This is a genomic window from Rothia sp. HMSC078H08, assembly GCF_001808955.1.
Classification (GTDB): domain Bacteria; phylum Actinomycetota; class Actinomycetes; order Actinomycetales; family Micrococcaceae; genus Rothia.
This window is the reverse complement of sequence record NZ_KV795256.1, coordinates 156,174-160,450: the sequence shown is the minus strand read 5'-3', so window position 1 is coordinate 160,450 and position 4,277 is coordinate 156,174. Positions and strand designations below refer to the sequence as shown.

3 protein-coding genes are annotated in these 4,277 nt (G+C 52.2%); 1 reads left to right on the top strand and 2 read right to left on the bottom strand.

The genetic code is table 11. The features are described 5' to 3' along the window. Positions 1–190: 190 nt before the first annotated feature. Both HMPREF2528_RS09260 and HMPREF2528_RS06065 read right to left on the bottom strand, forming a co-directional pair. Positions 191–853, bottom strand: coding sequence for a hypothetical protein (locus HMPREF2528_RS09260; RefSeq protein WP_053088877.1), 663 nt, complete (start codon positions 851–853; stop codon positions 191–193). Between the two features lie 536 nt (positions 854–1,389). Next, positions 1,390–2,115 (bottom strand): DUF6318 family protein, encoded by a 726-nt coding sequence (locus HMPREF2528_RS06065; protein ID WP_070543205.1) that lies wholly within the window; start codon positions 2,113–2,115, stop codon positions 1,390–1,392. A gap of 697 nt (positions 2,116–2,812) precedes the next feature. Between HMPREF2528_RS06065 and zapE the strand changes: the two genes are divergently transcribed. After that, a complete protein-coding gene (gene zapE / locus HMPREF2528_RS06060) occupies positions 2,813–3,868 on the top strand; it encodes a cell division protein ZapE (protein WP_005506346.1) in 1,056 nt (351 codons plus the stop codon). The last annotated feature ends 409 nt before the right edge of the window (positions 3,869–4,277 follow it).

Here is a 4,277-nt window from a genome sequence, read left to right as displayed (position 1 = left end):
GAAGTCATGGAAATACATTCCTCGTATCGGTGTGAAGTGTGAATAGGGGGGGGCTGGTTAGAAACCGGAAGACTAACCAACCACAGAGAAGAATCCAATAGCTGAGAAGCCACATGTGTTTCGAAAAGCCACCATTATCGTGGCTTCTCGGCGAACATGTGGCTTCTCAACGTAAGACCCACGGGGGGCTTTACATGTCGGGCCAGTCGCGGTGCAACGAATACTCCGTATCCCCGTCACCGCTATCGTTCAGGTGCCAGCGCTGACCGGTACGGATATCGGCCTTGCGCAGGCGTGGGTTCGGGTTATCCTTCTTACCCATCGTGGGATCGTTCTTGCAACCCCAACGAGTGTCGTCTTCATCGCAGGTGCCGCCGACACGACCCACATCAACCCACCACACACGAATCAGCAGCGGATCGACAGTTTCCTTCGTCAAAACGACATCCAGAGCCTGCCAATCGCCACCGTCAACACGGAAACGGCCAGAATAAGAAACGGTCGCGTACGCATGGAAATTACCTGAACGTTTGTAGGTATAACTGGTCGCGGTCTTGCGTGACTCTTCACCACGTGCCCTGCTAACCGGCTTGCCCATGGTGTAGAAGCTGCCCTCGTCACCGTTGCCGTACTGGATGGTCATCTGGGTGGGGTAGGACTCCATCTCAACGTGGCCAATCATCAGGTCGCCTTCCCAACGTGCGGTGGGTGCATCGACGTAGAAGTTGACGGCCTGGTTCTTGTAGACGTTGGGGTTATCTTCACCCAGGCCGGTGCCAAGGTTGTAGGACTGCTTCAGTACGGGGGCCTGGATGTTGGTGTTAGCGAATTGGTCCTCAACTTCTTGGAGCATTTCCTCAGGAGAAGGGCCCTTGGGCTGTTCAGGATTGTTGGAGGTGAGGGTTTTAGTGTCATTGGGTACGCAGTAGCGCCCGCCGACCTGGTTGGGTATTCTGTTAGCGTTATCTCCCAGGGGTAGTGATCCTATGACGTAGTGGCCAGGACGATGGTCTGGTTCTGTATGACATTCTGCATCTCCGGCTTGTCGGGCTTTGACGCTACTTGCGCGATATGTTTGATTTGCTCCATCGAGTTGTATTGGATGTTCTTCATTCCATTTTTGGACTGCCTCTTCTGGAGAAAATGCTGATCCTGATGGAGTTGAATTAGCTTTTACTAAGTCTTGCGTATTATTCTCGGATTTGTTTCCTTTGCGATTTGAGCTCGGAACTTGCTTATCTTTGGAGACTTTAACACAATGTCCATTTGAATCTCCCGTGGTGCACTCACTGCTTAATGCTGGGGGGATATTTAAGGTAGATACAATTAATGTTGAAAGTATAAAAAGCGTAGATATTTTGCTAATGTTCTTCATATTTCAATTAGCCTCTAAAGTTCGTTCTCGTACTTGCTGTCGATTATTTTCCAATAACCATTAGAATAGGTATAAAGGAAGTAGAAAGTATCGTCACTTGTATCAGTGTTTGCCTTTCTCGTTATATCTCCATTTGATTCAATGTATATTTCAGTTGACCAAATTCTGCGGACTTTCATGCGATAGATTTTCTTAGATTCATCATAAAATAGGGCGCTTTCACTCTGGTACGAATCTAGGGAATCTACAGCCCATCCGCCATTTTTGTAAAGTATTTCAATATATTTGTAGAACCCATATTCTTCAGTATCTTCTGTTACATACTTGAAGGCATAGGAGCAGTCACCAGTCTGAATTGCGTAGTTATGGGCATTGACCCAATCCTCCATCATACGATTGAGGCCTTCTTCGGTCTCAGGATACTGAGCGGGCTCATTACGAGGCTTGGGGACATTCTGCGCGGGTCCGTAGCCGTCTGCCTTACGGTACTCACCATCGGGTGCCTTGGACTGTCCTGAGTATCCGCGAGTAACCTTCGGTTTAGGGGTAGTACTCGCTGAAGGTGACTCAGTAGCTGCCGCAGACACCGAAGCCGACTCGCTCGGCGCGGCAGTCGATGATGCCGAGGCGGCTGCCGCCTCGTTATTTGCCTGCTGGCCACATGCCGCAAGCAGGGCCCCCAGGCCCACAAGTGCGCCGCTACCCAGCAGGGTACGGCGATTAAAGATGGTCGAATCCATAGAAGATACGCTCCTATCGTCGGTGATGGTGTGTTGTTTAGTTACTAGTCGGGCTGGTTTTGTGGGTCGTACCTGACCATCGGAAGGAAAACAGCCCCGTAGCGCACCCAACAAACGCATCAATGCGTTATGGAACACTACAGTTACCACCCTACCGCATCTTTGTGTATATTTGCGTTGCTTTGAGTGCAATAGTATCTGAACGTCATTATTCGGACACATCAATGCTTTATGCATCAAATAAATCTACACTCGCGGAGGCCCCGCCCCTGCAGAATTTGTGCCATGGTTTAGTGTCTTCGACCATGGTTTTTAACTACGACCAAAGACACTAACCTATGGCACAAATCCGTAACCCAATACCGAATTTGGGTCTGCGTCGGATATGTGGGCGGGAATCGATAATGACTTAGTTTTTCGGTAATGGGTTAGTGACTTTAGGCTGGGGTTTTAACCATTACCAAAGATGCTAAGTCATGGCTGAAATTGCTAGGTCATGACCGAACCTCCACCGGCGCGGAGCAGCACCTCCACTGGAACTGAGCGGCCTAAACAAAACAGAGCGGCCCCGCACCCCGCCGCCGCCCCTCCTCATACCCGTAATGTGGCGGGCAACTCATGCGGCTCACGCGGGGTGTTAGACAGTACTACACTTAAAGCGGAAGTCACATCGCCGTCACTGAAGAAAAGAGTTTTTGTGCCCACCACGACCGTACATTTGACCGACCGCATCCCTCGCGTTTCTGCTGATGAGTTGCTGGCGGGTTTCCGCCCCTCTGAGCGTTTTGGTGAAGTGTCTTTTGATAGCTACATTCCTGATCCGAATCAGCCGTCGCAGGCTGAGGCTGTGCAGAAGCTGAAGGATTTTGGCGACAAGATTAATGGTGGCGGCGCTGGTGCCGGTTTCTTTGGTCGCCTGTTTGGTGGCAAGAAGAAGGATTCTACGAAGGCTGGCCTGTACCTTGACGGCGGTTTTGGTGTGGGTAAGACTCACTTGTTGGCGTCGCTGTGGCATTATGTGGATGGCCCGAAGGCGTTCGGTACTTTTGTGGAGTACACGAACCTGGTGGGTGCGTTGACGTTCCGTAAGACGGTTGAGGCGTTGAGCAGCTACAAGCTGGTGTGTATTGACGAGTTTGAGCTGGATGATCCGGGTGATACTGTGCTCATGTCTCGTCTGATGCGTGAGCTGGCGGATGCTGGCGTGAAGCTTGTGGCGACCTCGAACACGCTGCCTGGTGCGCTGGGTGAGGGCCGTTTCGCGGCTGAGGATTTTAAGCGTGAGATTCAGGTGCTTGCTTCGCAGTTTGAGGTGCACCGTGTGGATGGTGAGGATTTCCGTCACCGTGGCCTGCCTGCCGCACCGGAGCCTGTCGCTGATGATGCGTTTGATGCGAAGGTTGAGGAAGTGTTCGGCGGCCAGACTGTTGGTGTTGATAACTTCGCTGACCTGGTGGAGCATCTGGCGAAGGTGCACCCGTCGCGTTACCGTCAGCTGATTGATGGCTTGGATGGTATTGCGTGGCGTGATGTTCACCCGATTACTGAGCAGTCGGTGGCGTTGCGTTTTGTGGTGTTGGCTGACCGCCTGTATGACAAGGACTTGCCGATTGTTTCTTCGGGTGTGCCTTTTGACAAGGTGTTTACTGAGGAGATGCTGGCTGGTGGTTATCAGAAGAAGTATTTCCGTGCGGTGTCTCGTTTGACTGCGTTGGCTCGTGAGGGCATGCTGGGTGAGGAGGCGGAGCGCTAGTTCCGCTGTTCGCCGGGGTCGAGCTTTGGCCGGCTCGGGTTTTGATGCGCTGTTCTTTCTAGTCCCGTGAGACTCGAAGCTCGCCCGGTTTGCATGGTTAGCTTGGTTAGTCTGGTTTACCTGAACCGCGCCAACCCCTCTCATACGTGAGGACCCTCGCCGGGTCGCTTAGGAAGCACCCGGCGGGGGTCTTTGTGTGAGCGAGAACCTGGTACGTGACGGGAACATGGCGTGTCGCTCGCATGGTTTCTTCCCTTGCCAGGGAGTTATGCGGGGGTAGATGTGGTTGGAGTGTATAATTTTGCGTGTAGCCTCCGCGAGGTTCTCGCGAAGCACCCGTTTCTGCCGCATGGTTGCGGGCTATTTTCGGGTAGCTATTTCCCTTCCTTTTCGGAGGGACTTTCATTGA